The sequence below is a fragment of the Comamonas sp. SY3 genome (assembly GCF_041730275.1).
Lineage (GTDB): Bacteria > Pseudomonadota > Gammaproteobacteria > Burkholderiales > Burkholderiaceae_C > Comamonas > Comamonas sediminis.
The window spans coordinates 77,734-95,227 of the sequence record NZ_JBGTYN010000017.1 but is presented as its reverse complement, the minus strand read 5'-3'; the positions used below and the strand labels follow the sequence as shown (position 1 = coordinate 95,227).

At 65.0% G+C, this 17,494-nt stretch carries 19 protein-coding genes; 16 read left to right on the top strand and 3 right to left on the bottom strand.

What is annotated here, in order from left to right:
* Positions 1-22: 22 nt before the first annotated feature.
* The 11 genes from ACCQ08_RS18880 to ACCQ08_RS18830 are packed head-to-tail and all read left to right on the top strand — an operon-like array spanning position 23 to position 10,154.
* Positions 23-877, top strand: a complete 855-nt coding sequence (locus ACCQ08_RS18880; RefSeq protein ID WP_239810537.1) for an enoyl-CoA hydratase family protein — start codon at positions 23-25, stop codon at positions 875-877.
* A gap of 1 nt (position 878) precedes the next feature.
* A complete protein-coding gene (locus ACCQ08_RS18875; RefSeq protein WP_373450637.1) occupies positions 879-2,054 on the top strand; it encodes an acyl-CoA dehydrogenase family protein in 1,176 nt (391 codons plus the stop codon).
* Between the two features lie 59 nt (positions 2,055-2,113).
* Positions 2,114-3,745, top strand: a complete 1,632-nt coding sequence (locus tag ACCQ08_RS18870) for a benzoate-CoA ligase family protein (RefSeq protein WP_373450636.1) — start codon at positions 2,114-2,116, stop codon at positions 3,743-3,745.
* 45 nt (positions 3,746-3,790) lie between these two features.
* The gene (locus ACCQ08_RS18865) at positions 3,791-4,975 is read left to right on the top strand and encodes an ABC transporter substrate-binding protein (protein ID WP_312460682.1); all 1,185 of its coding nucleotides are present in this window, start codon (positions 3,791-3,793) and stop codon (positions 4,973-4,975) included.
* A 3-nt stretch (positions 4,976-4,978) separates the two neighbouring features.
* On the top strand, positions 4,979-5,899 hold the full coding sequence (locus tag ACCQ08_RS18860) for a branched-chain amino acid ABC transporter permease (protein WP_373450635.1): 921 nt from the start codon (positions 4,979-4,981) through the stop codon (positions 5,897-5,899).
* Positions 5,892-6,902: a branched-chain amino acid ABC transporter permease gene (locus ACCQ08_RS18855; protein WP_373450634.1), complete on the top strand. Its 1,011-nt coding sequence runs from the start codon at positions 5,892-5,894 to the stop codon at positions 6,900-6,902. The genes ACCQ08_RS18860 and ACCQ08_RS18855 overlap by 8 nt, the downstream gene beginning before the upstream one ends.
* Entirely contained in the window at positions 6,899-7,678 is a 780-nt protein-coding gene (locus ACCQ08_RS18850; protein ID WP_312417009.1) for an ABC transporter ATP-binding protein, read from the top strand. Before ACCQ08_RS18855 ends, ACCQ08_RS18850 begins: the two co-directional genes overlap by 4 nt.
* Positions 7,678-8,388, top strand: coding sequence for an ABC transporter ATP-binding protein (locus ACCQ08_RS18845; protein WP_312417012.1), 711 nt, complete (start codon positions 7,678-7,680; stop codon positions 8,386-8,388). The genes ACCQ08_RS18850 and ACCQ08_RS18845 overlap by 1 nt, the downstream gene beginning before the upstream one ends.
* 1 nt (position 8,389) lies before the next feature.
* Entirely contained in the window at positions 8,390-8,845 is a 456-nt protein-coding gene (locus ACCQ08_RS18840) for an acyl-CoA thioesterase (RefSeq protein WP_373450633.1), read from the top strand.
* Positions 8,846-8,869: 24 nt separating this feature from the next.
* Positions 8,870-9,268: a RidA family protein gene (locus ACCQ08_RS18835; protein ID WP_239810546.1), complete on the top strand. Its 399-nt coding sequence runs from the start codon at positions 8,870-8,872 to the stop codon at positions 9,266-9,268.
* A 7-nt stretch (positions 9,269-9,275) separates the two neighbouring features.
* Positions 9,276-10,154, top strand: coding sequence for an alpha/beta hydrolase (locus ACCQ08_RS18830; protein WP_312835696.1), 879 nt, complete (start codon positions 9,276-9,278; stop codon positions 10,152-10,154).
* A gap of 48 nt (positions 10,155-10,202) precedes the next feature.
* Here ACCQ08_RS18830 and ACCQ08_RS18825 read toward each other — a convergent pair whose 3' ends face one another.
* From ACCQ08_RS18825 to ACCQ08_RS18815, 3 genes are all read right to left on the bottom strand, one after another.
* Positions 10,203-11,405 carry a phospholipase A gene (locus tag ACCQ08_RS18825; protein WP_373450632.1) on the bottom strand — a complete coding sequence of 401 codons (1,203 nt, stop codon included), beginning with the start codon at positions 11,403-11,405 and terminating at the stop codon, positions 10,203-10,205.
* A gap of 65 nt (positions 11,406-11,470) precedes the next feature.
* Positions 11,471-11,896 carry a hypothetical protein gene (locus tag ACCQ08_RS18820; protein WP_373450631.1) on the bottom strand — a complete coding sequence of 142 codons (426 nt, stop codon included), beginning with the start codon at positions 11,894-11,896 and terminating at the stop codon, positions 11,471-11,473.
* Positions 11,897-11,902: 6 nt separating this feature from the next.
* Entirely contained in the window at positions 11,903-13,981 is a 2,079-nt protein-coding gene (locus tag ACCQ08_RS18815) for a UvrD-helicase domain-containing protein (protein ID WP_312417026.1), read from the bottom strand.
* A 272-nt stretch (positions 13,982-14,253) separates the two neighbouring features.
* On the opposite strand from ACCQ08_RS18815, the gene ACCQ08_RS18810 reads away from it, so the two are divergent.
* From ACCQ08_RS18810 to ACCQ08_RS18790, 5 genes are all read left to right on the top strand, one after another.
* Complete coding sequence (locus ACCQ08_RS18810; protein WP_373450630.1) at positions 14,254-14,958, top strand: hypothetical protein; 705 nt, start codon at positions 14,254-14,256, stop codon at positions 14,956-14,958.
* Entirely contained in the window at positions 14,955-15,521 is a 567-nt protein-coding gene (locus ACCQ08_RS18805; RefSeq protein ID WP_373450629.1) for an ATP/GTP-binding protein, read from the top strand. Before ACCQ08_RS18810 ends, ACCQ08_RS18805 begins: the two co-directional genes overlap by 4 nt.
* A complete protein-coding gene (locus ACCQ08_RS18800; RefSeq protein WP_239810553.1) occupies positions 15,518-15,916 on the top strand; it encodes a roadblock/LC7 domain-containing protein in 399 nt (132 codons plus the stop codon). Before ACCQ08_RS18805 ends, ACCQ08_RS18800 begins: the two co-directional genes overlap by 4 nt.
* 105 nt (positions 15,917-16,021) lie before the next feature.
* The gene (locus ACCQ08_RS18795) at positions 16,022-16,381 is read left to right on the top strand and encodes a hypothetical protein (RefSeq protein WP_239810554.1); all 360 of its coding nucleotides are present in this window, start codon (positions 16,022-16,024) and stop codon (positions 16,379-16,381) included.
* 157 nt (positions 16,382-16,538) lie between these two features.
* Entirely contained in the window at positions 16,539-17,489 is a 951-nt protein-coding gene (locus tag ACCQ08_RS18790; protein WP_312417040.1) for an AEC family transporter, read from the top strand.
* Positions 17,490-17,494 lie beyond the last annotated feature (5 nt).

Below are 17,494 nucleotides of genomic sequence, written 5' to 3'. Positions count from 1 at the left end.
CCCCGAATCTGTGGAGACAGGCATGAGTGACTACCGAATCGACCCCGCGCTGGTGGCGGGCAACCACCAGCAGTTGGCCGGCTACCAGGCGCAGCATTTTCTGTGGCAAGTCCATGCCGGCGTGGCAACGATCACGCTCAACCGGCCAGAGCGCAAGAACCCGCTGACCTTTGATTCCTACGCCGAGCTGCGCGACCTGTTCCACCGCCTCAAGTGGGCGCAGGACGTGAAGGCCGTGGTGCTGGTGGGCGCCGGTGGCAACTTCTGCTCGGGTGGCGATGTGCATGAAATCATCGGCCCGCTGGTGGCCCTGAAGGCGCCCGAGCTGCTGATGTTCACCCGCATGACGGGCGAGCTGATCAAGGCCATGCGCGCCTGCCCGCAACCCATCATTGCCGCCGTCGATGGCATCTGTGCCGGCGCCGGCGCGATCATGGCGATGGCCTCGGACCTGCGGCTGGGCACGGCGCGCAGCAAGACGGCGTTTCTGTTCAACCGCGTGGGCCTGGCCGGCTGCGACATGGGCGCCTGCGCCTTTCTGCCGCGCATCATTGGCCAGGGGCGCGCCAGCGAGCTGCTCTACACCGGCCGCAGCCTGGGCGGCGAAGAGGGCGAGCGCTGGGGCTTTTTCAACCGCCTGGCCGAGCCCGAAGCGCTGCTGGAGCAGGCGCAGAAGATGGCCGCCGACCTGGTCGCTGGCCCCAGCTTTGCCAATGGCATCACCAAGACCATGCTGCACCAGGAGTGGGCGATGACCATTGACCAGGCGATCGAGGCCGAGGCGCAGGCGCAGGCCATCTGCATGCTGACCGAAGACTTCAAGCGCGCCTACGAGGCCTTTGTGGCCAAGCAAAAGCCGCAATTCCAGGGGAACTGACATGGCTGACACCCGATACCTGCAGTGGCCGTTTTTTGAGCCGCACCATTCGGACCTGGCGCAGACGCTGGATGCCTGGGCCGCCCGGCATGTGGCCCATGCGCACAGCGGTGACACCGACGGCGATTGCCGCGCGTTGGTGCAGGCGCTGGGCCAGGCGGGCTGGCTGCGCCATGCAGTGGCTGGCGAGGCGCATGGCGGCGCGGCCGCCCAGATCGACACCCGCGCCATCTGCCTGATCCGCGAAACCCTGGCGCGCCACAACGGCCTGGCCGATTTTGCGTTTGCGATGCAGGGGCTGGGCTCGGGCGCGATCAGCCTGGCGGGCACGGAGGCGCAGAAGGCGCGCTACCTGGGCCGGGTTGCACGGGGCGAGGCCATTGCGGCCTTTGCGCTGTCCGAGCCCGATGCCGGATCGGACGTCGCAGCGATGGCCTGCGCCGCCCGCTTGGACGGCGACCACTATGTCATCGACGGCGAAAAAACCTGGATCTCGAACGGCGGCATTGCCGACTTCTATGTGGTGTTTGTGCGCACCGGTGAGGCACCGGGCGCGCGCGGCATCTCCGCGCTGATCGTGGATGCGGATACGCCCGGCCTGGAGATTGCCGAGCGCATCGATGTGATCGCGCCGCACCCGCTGGCGCGGCTGCGCTTCAACGGCTGCCGCGTGCCGGTGGGCCAGCGCCTTGGCGCGGCGGCCGAGGGCTTCAAGCTGGCGATGCGCACCCTGGATGTGTTCCGCACCTCGGTAGCGGCCGCTGCGCTGGGCTTTGCCCGCCGTGCGCTGGACGAGGCCTTGCAGCGGGCCACCAGCCGCCGCATGTTCCAGGGCGTGCTGGCCGATTTCCAGCTCACCCAGGCCAAGCTGGCGCAGATGGCCACGCAGATCGACAGCGCCGCGCTGCTGACCTACCGCGCCGCCTGGCAGCGCGACCAGGGCCAGAGCGTGACCAGCGAGGCGGCGATGGCCAAGATGACCGCGACCGAGAACGCGCAGCAGGTAATCGATGCGGCGCTGCAGATGTGGGGCGGCCTGGGTGTCGTCAGCGATCAGCCGGTCGAGCGCCTGTACCGCGAGATCCGCGCACTGCGCATCTACGAAGGGGCGACCGAGGTGCAGCAACTGATCATCGCCCGCGAGCTGCTCAAACAAGTGGCGCCCACCGCGCCTTGACCACTGACCAGTACCTGGACTCCGGTCCTGGTTTCCGCCTTCAGCCTGGAGTTTGCGAGATGTCTGCCACGCCCTATACCGCGCATATCGACCGCTTTGCCGCCACGCATCTGCCGCCGCCCGAGCTGCAGCCGGAGTACCACTTTGACCTGCCCGAGCTGCAGTTCCCCGAGCGCCTCAACTGCGCCGCTGAGCTGCTGGACCGCCATGTGGCCGAAGGCCGGGGCGAGCGCCTGTGCCTGCAGGCCCAGGGTGTGCGCTGGACCTATGCCGAGCTGCAGGCCCAGGCCAACCGCATTGCCAACGTGTTGACCGCGCAGATGGGCCTGGTACCCGGCAACCGCGTGCTGCTGTGCGCGCCCAACAACCCGATGATGGTGGCGAGCTGGTTTGCCGTGGTCAAGGCGGGCGGTATTGCAGTGGCGGCCATGCCGCTGCTGCGCGCCAAGGAGCTGGGCACCATCATCGAGATCGCCCAGATCAGCCATGCGCTGTGCGATGCGGCCTTGCAGGCCGAGGTGCAGGCGGCGCAGGCAGCGCAGCCCTGCTTGCAGGCGGTGCGCTATTTCAATGGCAGCGGCCTGCCGGCTGCGCAGGCGCTGGAGCCGCTGATGGCCCAGGCCTCGCCGCATTTCGACACGGTGCAGACAGCGGCGACCGACACCTGCCTGCTGGGCTTTACCTCGGGCACCACCGGGGTGCCCAAGGCGACGATGCACTTTCACCGCGATGTGATGGCCATCTGCGCCTGCTGGCCCCGCCATGTGCTGCGGGCCGAACCCAACGACGTCTTCATCGGCAGCCCGCCGCTGGCCTTTACCTTTGGCCTGGGGGGACAGGTGCTGTTCCCGATGGCGATTGGCGCCTCGATGGCGCTGCTGGAGAAGGCGGGACCGGTGCAGCTGGTCGATGGCATCGAAGAATTTGGCGCCACGGTGGTGTTCACCGCGCCGACCTCGTACCGCGTGATGGCCCAGCAGGGCGAGCGGTTGCGCCAGACCCGGCTGCGCAAATGCGTGTCAGCCGGTGAGGCCTTGAATGCCTCGACCCGTGCGTTGTGGAAAGCCGCCACCGGCATCGAGATCATCGACGGCATTGGCTCGACCGAGATGCTGCACATCTTCATCTCGCACCGCGAGGACGAGGCCCGGCCTGGCGCCACCGGCCGCGCCGTGCCCGGCTACCGTGCCAAGGTGGTCGATGAGCGCGGCCAGGAAGTGCCAGCCGGCACGGTGGGCAAGCTGGCCGTGCAGGGCCCCACCGGCTGCCGCTACCTGAACGACAGCCGCCAGACCCAGTATGTGCATGCAGGCTGGAACCTGACCGGTGACGCCTATGTGATGGATGCGGACGGCTATTTCATTTACCAGGCCCGCACCGATGACATGATCATCTCCTCGGGCTACAACATCGCCGCGCCCGAGGTCGAAGACGCCTTGCTCGCGCATGCGGCGGTGGCCGAATGCGCAGTGATCGGCCTGCCCGACAGCGAGCGCGGCCAGATCGTCAAGGCCTTTGTGGTGCTGCGGCCTGGCTTTGCGGCCGATGCGGACATGGTCAAGACCTTGCAGGATTTCGTCAAAAGCACGGTCGCGCCCTACAAATACCCACGGGCCATGGATTTTGTCGCGCAGCTGCCGCGCACGGCTACGGGAAAACTACAACGGTTTCGGCTGCACAGCCCGGCATAGTAGCGGCTCGTTAGATTTTTTTGGCACACCAACCAGGGAACCAGCATGAAGCGTCATCCTTTGCATCGCAGTCTTGTGAGTCTGTCCATCGCGCTGCTGTGCGCCAGCAGTGCCAGTGCGGCCGACCAGGTCAAGGTGGGATTGCTCAGCACCTTGTCCGGGCCCGGCGCGGGTCTGGGCACCGATATCCGTGACGGCTTCCAGCTGGCCGTCAAGCACATGAACGGCAAGATCGGCAACCTGCCCGCCGAGGTGGTCGTGGTCGACGACCAGCAGAACCCCGAGGTGGCCAAGCAGACGGCCGAGCGCCTGCTCAAGCGCGACAAGGTCGATTTCATGACCGGCACGGTGTTCTCCAACGTGATGCTGGCGGTGGGCCCGGCCGCGTTCCAGAACAAGACCTTCTTCATCAGCCCCAATGCCGGGCCGTCACAGTACGCCGGCGCCCAGTGCAACCCGTATTTCTTCAATGTCTCGCAGCAAAACGATGCGCTGCATGAGGCGGCTGGCCAGACCATGCAGGACAAGGGCTTCAAGCGCGTGGCGCTGATCGCGCCCAACTACCCGGCAGGCAAGGATTCGATCGCCGGCTTCAAGCGCTTCTACAAGGGCGAGATCGGCATGGAGACCTATACCTCGCTGAGCCAGCTGGACTATGGCGCCGAGATCTCCAAGATGCGCGCGGCCCAGGTCGATGGCGTCTACATCTTTCTGCCCGGCGGCCTGGGCGTGAACTTCATCAAGCAGTTTGTCGGTGCCGGCCTGTCCAAGGACATCACCCTGTACGCCCCGGGCTTCTCGGCCGATGAGGACGTGATCCGTGCGGTGGGCGACTCGATGCTGGGCACCTTCAACACCTCGCAGTGGGCGCATGACCTGGACAATGCCGCGAACAAGAAATTCGTCGCCGACTTCCAGAAGGAGTTTGGCCGTACCCCCTCACTCTACGCATCGCATGGCTATGACGCCGCGCGCCTGATGGATGCGGCGGTGCGCGACGTCAAGGGCAAGCTCGATGACAAGGCGGCCTTGCGCAAGGCCATCGAGGCGGCCAAGTTCGAGTCGGTGCGGGGCAGCTTCAAGTTCAACAGCAACCATTTCCCGGTGCAGGACTACTACCTGCGTGTGGTCACCAAGGACAGCCAGGGCAAGCTGACCAACCGCACGGTGGGCACGGTGTTCAAGAACCACCAGGATGCCTACGTCAAAGACTGCAAGATGCCGTCCTGATCGATGAACACCATCCTGATTCTTGAGCAGCTGCTCAACGGCCTGCAGTTCGGTTTGATGCTGTTCCTGCTGGCCGCCGGTCTGACCCTGGTGTTCGGCATCATGGACATGATCAACCTCGCCCATGGCTCGCTCTACATGATCGGCGCCTACTTGGTGGCCAGCTTCAGCCAGGCCATCGGCTCGTTCTGGCTGGGCCTGGGCCTGGGGGTGCTGGCTACCGTGGTGGTGGGCGTGCTGCTGGAGTACACGATCCTGCGCCGCCTCTACCACCGCGACCACCTGTCGCAGGTGATGGGCACCTTTGCGATCCTGCTGATGAGCAACGAGATCGTGCGCATCATCTGGGGCGCGCAGCCGCTGATGCTGAACCCGCCGGCTGCGCTGGCCGGGCCGGTGATGTTGATGGATGGTTTTTCCTACCCCGCCTACCGGCTGCTGATCATCAGTGTGGGCCTGGCCGTGGCCTTGCTGCTGTGGCTGTTGGTGACCCGCACGCGTTTTGGCATGCAGGTACGCGCTGGGGCGGCCAACCGCGAGATGGCCACGGCGATGGGTGCCAATGTGCGCCGGCTGTTCACCCTGGTGTTTGCGCTGGGCGCTGCGCTGTGTGCGGTGGCCGGCGGCATGCTGGGGCCGCTGCTGGCGGTGCAGGTGGGCATGGGGGAGAGCATTCTGATCCTCGCGTTTGTCGTGATCGTGATTGGCGGCATCGGCTCGATCCGCGGCGCGCTGCTGGGCGCCTTGCTGGTGGGCCTGGTCGACACCGCCGGCCGCACCCTGGTGCCCTTGTTGTTTGACAGGGCCTTGGGCCCCGAGGTGGCGGCCAACGCTGGCCCGGCCGTGGCCTCGATCCTGATCTATGTGCTGATGGCTGCCGTGCTGTTCTATAAACCCCAAGGTCTGTTCCCCGCCCATGACTGACACCACCGCCCCCCGGCCCGCTGCGGCCCAGGCCACGCCAGCGGCGCAGCCCAGCGTCTTCGACCACCGGCTGAGGCCCCGGCTGGTGCTGCCTTTGCTCGCGCTGCTGATCGCCTTTCCGCTGATCGCCCAGGCGATGGGCGAGGACTTCTACATCGGTGTGGCCAGCCGGGTGCTGGTGTTTGGCCTGGCGGCCGCCAGCCTCAACTTCATCCTCGGCTTTGGCGGCATGGTGAGTTTTGGTCATGCGGCTTTTGTCGGGCTGGGCGCCTATGCCGTGGGCCTGCTGATGCAGCAGGGCGTGACCTCCGCCTGGCTGGCCTGGCCGCTGGCGATGCTGATGGGCGCGGCGTTTTCGCTGCTGGTGGGCGCGATCAGCCTGCGCACCCAGGGCGTGTACTTCATCATGATCACCCTGGCCTTTGCGCAGATGCTGTACTACCTGATCATGTCGTTCAAATCGCTGGGTGGCGATGACGGCATGTCGCTGCCCGGCCGCTCAGAGATGGGTCTGGGCCTGGATCTGGCGCAGGATGCCACCTTCTACTATGTGGTGCTGGCGCTGGTCAGCACCAGCCTGCTGCTGATGGCGCGGGTGCTCAATGCCCGTTTTGGCCATGTGCTGCAGGCCATCAAGGAGAACGAGACCCGCATGCAGGCCATTGGCTTTCCGGTCTACCGCTACAAGCTCGTGGCCTTCACACTCGCCGGCGCCTTTGCCGGGCTGGCCGGCGCGATGCTGGCCAACCAGGGCAGCTTTGTCGGCCCCGGCATGCTGCAGTGGACCCAGTCCGGCATTCTGCTGATCATGGTCATCCTCGGCGGTGTCGGCCATCTGTATGGCGGGCTGGTGGGCGCAGCAGTGTTCCTGCTGCTGGAAGAAGTGCTGGCTGCCTATACCGTGCACTGGCAGCTGGGGCTGGGCGCCGTGCTGCTGATCGTGGTGCTGGTGGCCCCCAATGGTTTGCTGAGCCTGCGGCGCGGCATGTGGAGCAAGCGATGAGCATGTCCCCTATGCCCAGCCCTTTGTTGCAGGTGCAGAACCTGGTCAAACGTTTTGGCGGCCTCACGGCCACCGACCATGCCAGCTTTGCGGTGCACAGCGGCCATATCCATGCGTTGATCGGGCCTAACGGCGCCGGCAAGACGACCCTGATCCACCAGCTGTCGGGTGCGCTGGCGTCCGATGCGGGCCAGATCCTGTTTGCCGGCGAGGCGGTGGAGCGCAAGCCCATGCCTGCGCGGGTGCAGGCAGGCCTGGTGCGTTCCTACCAGATCACCAGCATCTTCAAGCGCCTGACGGTGCTGGAGAACATTGCACTGGGCGTGCAGGCACGCGATGGATCGAGCTGGCGCTTCTGGCGCCCGGCACGCAGTGAAAGCGCGCGCTATGCGCAGGCGGCCGAAGTGGCCGAGCGCGTAGGCCTGGCTGCCCAGCTGCAGCACACCGCGGGCTTGCTGGCACACGGCGAGCAGCGCCAGCTGGAGGTCGCGCTGGCACTGGCCACACGGCCGCGCATGCTTCTGCTCGATGAGCCGATGGCAGGCATGGGGCCTGACGAATCCGAGCGCATGGTGCAGTTGCTGCTGCAGCTGCGCCAGGACACGACCATTCTGCTGGTGGAGCACGACATGGATGCGGTCTTCCGCCTGGCGGACCGCATCTCGACCCTGGTGTTTGGCAAGGTGATTGCCACCGGCACACCCGACGAGATACGGCGCAACCCGGATGTGCGCCGCGCCTACCTGGGCGACGAGGCTGCAGAGGAGGCCGCCTGATGACTGCATTGCTGGAAGTGGAAGCCTTGGAGACTTGCTACGGCAGCAGCCAGGTGCTGTTTGGCATGCACCTGCACATGGCGGCGGGCGAGGTGGCGACCTTGCTGGGCCGCAATGGCATGGGCAAGACCACCACCGTGCGCAGCCTGCTGGGCATGACCCCCGCGTCGGCCGGCACGGTGCGGTTTCGTGGCGAGCGCATCGAGCACCTGCCTGCGGACCGCATTGCGCGCATGGGCATGGCGGTGGTGCCCGAGGGCCGGCAGATCTTTGCCAACCTGACGGTGCAGGAAAACCTGCAGGCCTTTGCGGCCAACCGCAATGCCTCGGAGAACCCCTGGTCGCTCGACCGCGTCTACCAGCTGTTTCCGCGCCTGGCCGAACGCGCCGGCAACCCCGGCAACCGGCTCTCGGGCGGTGAGCAGCAGATGCTGGCCATTGGCCGGGCGCTGATGACCAACCCGCATCTGCTGATTCTGGACGAGGCCACCGAAGGCCTGGCGCCGCTGATCCGCGAGGAGATCTGGCAATGCCTGGCGGCGTTGCGCGCACAGGGCCAGGCGATTTTGGTGATCGACAAATACGTCAAGCGGCTGATGGCGCTGGCCGACCGGCACACCTTGATCGAGCGCGGCCAGGTAGTGTGGCAGGGCAGCTCGGCCCAGCTGGAAGCGCAGCCCGCACTGTGGCAGCGCTATATCGGGGTCTGACATGGCAGCCTTGACCTGGCCCGAGAACGGCGCCGTTTTCCGCGTGGCCACCGGCATCCGCTTTGCGCAGTGCGACCCGGCAGGCATTGTGTTTTATCCGCAGTACCTGGTGCTGTTCCAGTCCCTGGTGGAGGACTGGTTCAACCAGGCGCTGCACTACCCCTATGCCCAGATGCTGGGGCCCGAGCGTACCGGGCTGCCCATCGTGCACCTGGCCTGTGATTTTCGGGCCGTTGCCCGCATGGGCGACGCGGTGCAACTGGAGCTGGCCGTGCTGCGGCTGGGCAGCCGCTCGCTGCAGCTGGCGCTGCGCTGTGCCGGCGATGATGGCGCGGTGCGGGCGCTAGCCCACCAAGTGCTGGTGTTCACCAGCCTGGACAGCCATGAAGCCATCCGCATTCCCCCGGCCATCCAGGCCCGCATCGCGCGCTGGATGGCGGCGGAATGCACCGTCTGAGATTTGTTCGCTAAAGGAGGCGCAATGCAAGTACTACTTCCCCCAGGTTGGCCCCGGCCCAAGGGCTATGCCAATGGCGTGATGGTCAGCGGCCGGCAGATTTTTGTCGCCGGCATGATTGGCTGGGATGCGCAAGGGGTGTTCCACACCGATGACCTGGCCGGCCAGGTGCGCCAGGCGCTGCAGAACATTGTGGCGGTGCTGGAAGAGGGCGGTGCCAAGCCCGAGCACATTGTGCGCATGACCTGGTACATCACCGACAAGCAGGCGTATATGGCCCAGCAGGCGGAGATCGGCAAGGCCTACCGCGAGCTGATTGGCAGCTTCAACGCCGCGATGACGGCAGTGCAGGTGGTCGCCTTGATCGAGGACCGGGCCAAGGTGGAGATCGAGGTCACCGCCGTGGTGCCCGATGCCGGCTGAGCAGACCATGGCCGCCAGCACGCCACCCAGGCTGTACCGCGATTTTGAATCGCAGGCGCAGATTGATGCGCAGTACGACACCACGCGGCCGGTGGCCGACCCGGCGGCTGCCCGCCAGCATTTTGCCGAGCGCAGCGCCCAGGCGCGTGCGCAACTGCGCTGCGTGCTGGATGTGCCGTTTGGCCCGACCTTGGCAGAGACGCTCGATATCTTCCCTGCAGCGGACGGGGCACCCGCGCCCGTGTTCGTGTTTCTGCATGGCGGCTACTGGCGGGCCAATACCTCCAAAGAGTTCAGCTGCGTGGCCCTGGGGCCGCAGGCGCTGGGTTTTTGCACCGTGGTGGTGAACTATGCGTTGTGCCCGCAGGTCAGCATTGATGAAATCGTGCGCCAGTGCCGCGCCAGCCTGGCCTGGGTGCTGCGCCACATCGCTGCCTATGGCGGCGACCCGGCGCGGGTGGTGGTGGGAGGGCATTCTGCCGGTGGCCAGTTGGGTGCGATGTGCCTGCAAACACGCTGGGCGCGCGACTATGGCCTGCCCGATGACCCGCTGCGCGGCGCGCTGCTGGTCAGTGGCCTCTATGACCTGGCACCGCTGCGTTACAGCTATCTGCAGCCGATGATCCAGCTCGATGAGGGACTGATTGCCCGCAACTCGCCCGCTTTTGCGGCCAGGCGCTGCGCCAGCCCCATGCACCTGGTCTGGGGCGGGCGCGAGCAAACGGAGTTTGAACGCCAGTCAATGCTGATGCACAGCGCCTGGCTGGCAGCGGGCAATGTGGCCGAGCAGGCCGCGCTGTCCGGCTGCGACCATTTCACGGTGCTGCATGGGCTGGAAGATCCGCAGTCGGATCTGTGCCAGCGCTTGCGGCGGCTGTCTACCTAAAGATCCTCTTGGGAAACAGAAAACGTCTGCAGCGCAGACGTTTCCTGTTTAGAAGTCCAGCAGGCTGAAGCCCAGCGAGAACACCGTCCGCTTGTAGTTGTAGTCGATCAGGCTGTCACCATAGCCGTGGAAGACCTGGGCATGCAGGCGCAGGTTGCTCTTGCCGCCCATCCAGCCATCACCCAAGGTATGCATCCATTCCACGCGGCCGGAGCCCTTGCCGTGGCCGTTGAGCGAGCCGCGCGCCGTCACACCCATCCAGTTGCGCTGGTTCACGTTCCAGCCCAGTTTCAGCTCGCTGCGGCCGATGTAGTTCTGGATATTGGGGTTGTTGTCGTCTTCCGCACTTTCGTTGATGCGGTGCCAGATCTTGGCCTGCAGCTGCAGGCGGTTGTCCAGCTCGAAACCGGTCATCAGGTAGGTGCGGTTCCAGCTGCGCGAGAGCGGGTCGCTCTGGCCATTGGACTGGTGCTCCAGGCCAATGCCGCTGTAGCGCCAGCGCCAGCCAAACGGCAGCTGGGCGGTGGTCGGGTAGACGTAGAAGATCTCGGGCTGGTGGTCGGTGGTGCGGAAAGGGCGCGACAGGTCCGAGTTGAACACCTGCCAGTACGACAGGCCCGTGTAGCCAATCCACAGCGAATCACGCAGCTTGCCGTTGGGGTCCGTCAGCAGGTTTTGCGCCAGCTTGGTGCGCACCGACAGCTGGATGCGCATCTCCTGCTTCTGGTAGTCCGTCTCGGTCGTGGCCGAATTGACGGGGTTGAGCGAGCTGGGCTGGCGGTTGACCTTGTCGCCGACGGCAAACGATACCGACAGAGGGCGGTAGCCACGGAAGCTGAAGGTGCCGCAGTCGGTACCGGCCTCGAGTTCCCAGAAGCGCGACATCTCGGTGTAGCCGTCGTTGCGGCAGCCACCGATGGGCGCGGGCGCGGGTGCGTCTGCGGCGGCCAGCGCACTGGCCGGAGGGGTCAGGCCGACCATGGCATTGGCCGAGGCGGCAGGCGTGGTGGCCACGGCCTGCCCTTGCGGGCTGCCCAGGGGCTGCTGCGACTGCTGCTGCGCCCATTGGTCAAAGCAGGCCAGGCGGGCGTTGCCGTCGCTGAGCGCGGTGCACTGCTGCCACACGGTTGCGGCAGGCGACGAGCTGCTGGCAGCGGCCGGGGTTTGCGCGAAGCTGCCCAGCGGCAGACCGGCCATCAGCAGGCTCGCCGCCAGCGGGGCTGGCGAGCGCAGAAATTTTGTTGTTGTCATGGTCGAGGAAGGAGAGGTAGGACGCGTGGCTGGGACGGCTGCGCGGTTATCCATTATTGCGGCGATTAAGGCGTTTTCGATGGCTTGCGCATGACGAATGCGTGGCTGTTGTCGTTGGCATCCAACCATTCGCCCCGGATCTCGCGGCCGCAGCTGCCGTCGACCACTTCGCCCAGCCAGCTGCCCGAGACTTTTTTGCCATCGGCGGACTCTTCCATCGTCAGCTTGCCCTTGTCCACATCACCGACGACGATGGCCGTGCCGCCGGGCCGCTGGATCTGGCCTTTGACGGTGCCGTTCCATTCGGGGTGGGGCGCCAGTTGCAAAGTTACCGGACCGGGCAGGCCGGGCAGTTCGGCCTGCCACAGGCCTAGCAGCTCGGGCTGCTCCATCTGCATCGCAGTGGGGCAGGCGGGGCGGGGGGCAGGGGTGGTCGTACAGGCGCTCGTCAGTGCAGCGCAGAAAGCGGTCAGGATCAGGGTCTTGGTCATGGATACTCAGTTCGAATCAGGGCTGGTGGCGGCGCTGCTCTGGGCCTTGCGCGCGAACTCTTCGCGCAGTTTGCGCAGTTTTTCGCGCGGGTCTTCGCGGGCGGTGCTGCTGTCCAGGCCCATCTCGGCGATGAAGCGGCTGGGCAGCGCAGAGACCAGCTCGCGCCCTTTTTTGCGCCGCTTGGTCCAGCTCACTGCCAGTGAGCGCTGGGCACGCGTGATGCCGACATACATCAGGCGGCGCTCTTCCTGCAGGCGCTGTGCGGTGTCGTCGCTGACCTTTTGCTGGCGGCCATCATCATCGTCGAGCTTGAAGGGCAGCAGCCCTTCGTTGACGCCGATCAGCATCACATGCGGCCATTCCAGGCCCTTGCTGGCATGCAGGGTGGACAGGATCACCATGTCCTGCTCCTTCTCGCGCTCGCTGATGGTCGACAGCAGCGCGATGGTCTGCGAGACTTCGAGCAGGCTCTTGGACTCGCTCACCGTCGTGGTGTCGGCCGCCGTCGTGGTCTGGCCACCGGCGCGCTGGGCCATCCAGTCGCAGAACTCCAACACATTGGTCCAGCGGGCGGCAGCGACCTTCTCGCTGTCTTCGGCGTCATAGAGATGCTGCTCGTAGCCGATCTCCTTGAGCCAGTCGAGCAGAAAGGCCAGTGATTCCTCGGCCCCACGGGTCTGGCGGGCGCGGTATTCGAGGTCGTTGATATAGCGGCCAAACTCCAGCAGGCTCTCGCGCCCCTTGGCGGGCATCGCGTCTTCCAGCATGGCATTGAACAGCGCACCAAACATGCTGCAATGGTGGGCCTTGGAGAACTCGCCCAGCCGGCCCAAGGTGGTGTGGCCGATGCCGCGCTTGGGGTTGGTGATGGCGCGCAGAAAGGCCGGATCGTCGTCGTTGTTGATCCACAGCCTGAACCAGGCGCAGAGGTCGCGGATCTCGGCGCGGTCGAAAAAGCTGGTGCCGCCCGAGACCTTGTAGGGCACATTGGCCTTGCGCAACGCCTTCTCGAAGGGTTTGGCCTGGTGGTTGGCGCGGTAGAGGATGGCGAAATTCTTCCAGTCCGGCGGCGGGTTGGCCGCAGCGCGCAGGCTCAGGATGCGGGCGACGGCGCGCTCGGCCTCATGTTCTTCCGAGTCGCAGTCGACAATGCGCACCGGCTCGCCCTCGCCCAGCTCGGAAAACAAGGTCTTGGGAAACAGCTTGGGATTGGGCTGGATCACATTGTTGGCGGCACGCAGGATGGCGCTGGTCGAGCGGTAGTTCTGCTCGAGCTTGATGACCTTGAGCTGGGGGTAGTCGACCGGCAGCTTCTTGAGGTTGTCGAGGGTCGCGCCGCGCCAGCCGTAGATGCTCTGGTCGTCATCGCCCACGGCGGTGAGGTGGCCGCGCTCACCCACCAGCAGCTTGAGCAGCTCGTACTGGGTGGCATTCGTGTCCTGGTACTCATCGACCAGCACATGGCCCAGGTTGGTCTGCCATTTGGCGCGGACCTCGGGGTGGTCGCGCAGCAGCCGCAGCGGCATGCCGATCAGGTCGTCAAAGTCCACGCTCTGGTAGGCGGTCAGCCGCTCGTCATAGCGCTGCATCAGCACGGCAATGGCGCGCTCGTTGTCATCGGCAGCCTGGGCCAGTGCCTCCTTGTAGTCGAGGCCCATGTTCTTCCACTTGCTGATGGTCCACTGCCACTGGCGTGCGGTGGCCACATCGGCGGTGCCGCCGGCCGCGTCCTTGAGGATGCCGACCACATCGTCGCTGTCGAGAATGCTGAACTGCGGCTTGAGCCCCAGCACATGGCCGTCCTCGCGCACCATCTTCACCCCCAGCGCATGGAAGGTGCAGACCAGCACATCCTTGGCCTGGCGGCCGATGAGGCTCTTGGCGCGCTCGCGCATTTCGGAGGCGGCCTTGTTCGTGAAGGTGATCGCGGCAATCTTGCGGGGCGCCATGCCGGTCTCGATCAGACGGGCGATCTTGTGCGTGATCACCCGGGTCTTGCCCGATCCGGCGCCGGCCAGCACCAGGCAGGGGCCCTGGGTGTAATGCACGGCTTGTAATTGAGCGAGATTGAGACCAGCGGCCATGGTGGCGGAAGAACCTTTGCAGATCAATAAGGAAAGCGCAGAAGAATAGCCGCAACTGCGCGCGGCTGCAGATTCAGGCCTTTGGTTTTCATAGATTTGCTTACATAAAAAACCACAGTCGGCCTGTAATTGTCAATGAATGTAGAGCAGATGGTAAAACCTGCGGAGAAAAGCTTGCGTCTGACGAGCAAGCTTCTAGAATGCCGATAGCATTGCTTCTGCCAAGTGGCAAACCTTCTAAATTAAGACAATAAAAGTGTAAATTAATCGCCATGCAGACCGCCGGTATTTCCGCAGAATTGCTCACTCCCAGCAGCCGCCACCGCTTTGAGCAGCTGTATGGCGTGGCGTCGCGCAAATCGGTGCTCCCATGGAAGGAAGTGCCGCGGGATCGCGCCCAGCTGATTGTGCTGGACCAGGGCATGGCCGATGCGATCTCGTCGCTGGGCAAGGCGCCCTGCGTCGTCTGTATCGGACAGGTCAAGACCGCGATGCTCGACGGTGCCACCTGGGTGGGCCGGCTCGATGCGAACTACACCTTGAGCGATCTGATCGACATGTTCGACCGCGCGGCAGTCTTCCTGCTCGACTGGGATGCGCGCAACAAGGTCATGCGCAAGGAGTCGGAGCAGGCCGCTGCGCAGCCTGCCGCCGCTACCCCAAAGGAGTTCCGCTACCAGCTCAAATCCTGGGTATCCGTAGGCGCGCCTTTCAATACCGGGGCCTGCATCCGTGCGCTGGCCCTGCTGTCGCGCGAACCCGTGTCCATTGCCCAGCTGTGTCTGCACAGCGGGCTCGATACGATGGTGGCGCGAGGCCTGCTGGTGGAGCTGGGCCGCCGCGGCGTACTGCGCGGCGTCGCGCTTCCGGCAATTCCCGCCGCTTCTTCCCCCTCCCATCCCCGTGAGCCGCTACACTCCAAAGGATTGCTCAGCCGTTTAGGGCGATGGATACGAGGGGGAGGTAAGCCGGGATGAACCAAGAAGCAGGCGGAACAGGGCCGCACAAGATGCCGCGCATTGCGCTGTGCGGGCCCATGGGCATTGGCAAGACGACCGCAGTGCGCTCACTGTGCGGTGCGCTGATGTCCAGCTCCGATGTCCGCAACCTGGATCTGGCGGCCCATAGCAAGGAGCTCACCACGGTCGGCACCGAGTTCGGCGAGATCGATCTGGGCGGTGGCGAAGTGGTGCAGATCTGCGGTTGCCCGGGCCAGGAGCGTTTCAGCTTTGTGCGCCAATGGGTGCTGTCCGTGTCGATGGGTGTGTTCATCATGACCGATGTGAACAGCCCCAACAGCCTGGCCGAGACCAACCGCATCCTGGACGAAATCCGGCAGCTGCCGCGCCCACCTGTTGCGCTGGTGCTGAGCGCACGTCCGGCAACAACACAACAAATTGAAACATTCGCCCAAGGCGTGTATTCTGCGGGCCATGGGGTGATTCCCGTTCTGGAAGCCGATCCACGCGACCGTGGGCAGCTGCTGGATGCGATGAGCGTCCTTGTTTCCATGCTGTCTCTGCAAAGCGAGAATTCATGACTGCATCTCAACCTCTGATCCCTGCCCAGGTCGTCAAGGCAGGCCAGCAGGCCCTTGATAGGTATATTGGCCCTGTTGATGGTGTACGCGTGGCACTGCTGAGTACGCCCGATGGATTTGAAATTGCGTCGTTGCGCACGAACAGCGAGCTGCAGCTCAATCGCCTGTCGGCGATGGCGGGATCTCTGATGGCGATGGCTCGTGCCGTGGGCCGGGAGATCAACCACACCGGCTGCAAGCGGCTGACCTTTGAGACCGAGACCGGTGTGGTCGTGTTCCAGTCGGTCACCTCCGAGTTTCCTTGCATCCTGTGCATGGTGCTCGATACCAATGCGATCCTCGGTCGTGTGCTGTGGGCAGCCGCCGAGGTGGGCGCCGAGATGAATAAAGTCTGACAGCGTGGGGCCGTTCCAGGCCCCGGCTGTGGATAACCACTGAGGCGCCGCACTGGCCGCCTGCAGTGGTCACGATAATCCGCCAGTGTGCAAAGGGGGAGTGAGATGGCATCGGTTCAAGAAGCGTTGACGCAACTTTTGACGGTCGATGGCGCGATGTGCGCCGCATTGGTCGACAGTGGCAGCGGCATGCTGCTGGGCAGTGCGGGATCCGGTCTGGATCTGGAGCTGGCAGCGGCTGGCAACACCGAGGTGGTGCGGGCCAAGCTCAAGACGATGAAATCGCTGGGGCTGCAGGACTCCATCGACGACATCCTGATCACGTTGGGCTCGCAATACCACATCATCCGCCCGGTAGCGCAGAAGGAAGGCCTGTTCCTGTACCTGGTGCTGGACAAGCAGCGCAGCAACCTGGCACTGGCCCGGCGCAAATGCGCGGAAGTGGAAAAACTGGTGACGATCTAGGTTTTTAAGATCGTTCCAGGCGCTGATACGGCTTTCTGCCGGATCCGGGCCTGACAAGACCGGCCCTGCGCATGGCCGGTCTTTTCTTTTATGGGGCGCATCGCTGCCGGTCCCTCTCGCTACATCTGCGCTGGCGCATTCTGGGCACAATCGAGCCGTGCTGTCCGTCTTCCTCGTCACCTTTCCATTCTTTGCGCTGGTGCTGTGCGGCTTTGTGGCCACGCGGCGCGGCATCTTCCCGCTGCCAGCGATTGCCGGCGTGAATGCCTTTGTGCTGTACTTTGCGCTGCCTTGCATGCTGTACAAGGCCGGCTCATCGCTGCCCTTTGCGCAGCTGATGAACCTGCCGATTCTGCTGCTGTATGTGCTGTGCCAGTTGCTGCTGGTGGCCGGCTGCGTGGCGGGCGCGCGCCTGCGCGGCATGGACTGGAACAACAGTGCCTTTGGCGCCCTGGTGACGGCCTTTCCCAATACCGGTTTCATGGGCCTGCCGCTCCTGGTGGCGCTGCTGGGCGAAGCGGCAGCCGGCCCGGCGATCGTGACCATGCTGGTGGACATGGTGTTCACCACCTCGCTGTGCCTGGCACTGTCGCGCATGGATGGCGCCGCAGGCAATGCGCGGGCAGCGCTGCTCAAGGCGCTCAAAGGTGTGCTCACCAACCCCATGCCCTGGGCCATCCTGCTGGGAGCGCTGGCCTCGTTCATGGAATGGAAGCTGCCCCAGGCGCTGGACCAGACCGCTGGCCTGCTGGGCAGCGCTGCGACACCGGTGGCGTTGTTTGCCGTGGGCGCGGTGCTGGCCCGCTCCAAGATGGTGGAGGAAGAGTACGCCACGCCCGCCAGCTATGTGCCGCTGGCGCTGGTCAAGCTCTTCGTGCATCCGCTGCTGGTGCTGGGCCTGGGCCACGCCGCCATCGCCGCAGGGCTGCCGATCAACCGTTTTGCTTTGCTGGTCGTGGCGCTGGTGGCGGCGTTGCCGAGCGCCAGCAATGTCACCTTGCTGGCCGGACGCTATGGCGCCCACAATGGGCGCATTGCGCACATCATCCTGGTCAGCACCGCGCTGGCCTTTGTCAGCTTTTCGGCGGCGGTCAGCTGGCTGGTCTGAGGGCT